Source organism: Brevundimonas sp. UBA5866 (genome assembly GCF_002432125.1).
Lineage (GTDB): Bacteria > Pseudomonadota > Alphaproteobacteria > Caulobacterales > Caulobacteraceae > Brevundimonas.
In genome coordinates this window covers 3,820-4,079 of sequence record NZ_DJFS01000080.1, presented here as the reverse complement: position 1 = coordinate 4,079, position 260 = coordinate 3,820, and the positions used below count along the sequence as shown (strand labels likewise).

Below are 260 nucleotides of genomic sequence, written 5' to 3'. Positions count from 1 at the left end.
GGTCATCGACTGGACCCGCCATCTGGACGCCCCACGATCCAGCACACCGGCCTATGCCAAGCGTCCGACACCGACCCCGCCCGTCTCGATCCGCCCGCGCGAACTGCCCGTCACCGGCGTCGAGCGCTGGGTGCGCGATCCCTACGCCGTCTATGCCCAGCGCATCCTGGGTCTGCGCAAGATGGACCGTCCGGGCGAACCTGCCGAGGCGTTGAAGCGCGGCAATGCCATCCACGCCGCCATCGAGCGGGCCGTCACCA

The 260-nt window shown here is 70.0% G+C and carries 1 protein-coding gene; it reads left to right on the top strand.

Annotated features, from left to right (window positions below):
* A partial coding sequence (locus B3H86_RS10950; RefSeq protein ID WP_292053841.1) for a hypothetical protein occupies positions 1 to 260 on the top strand: 260 nt, incomplete at both ends.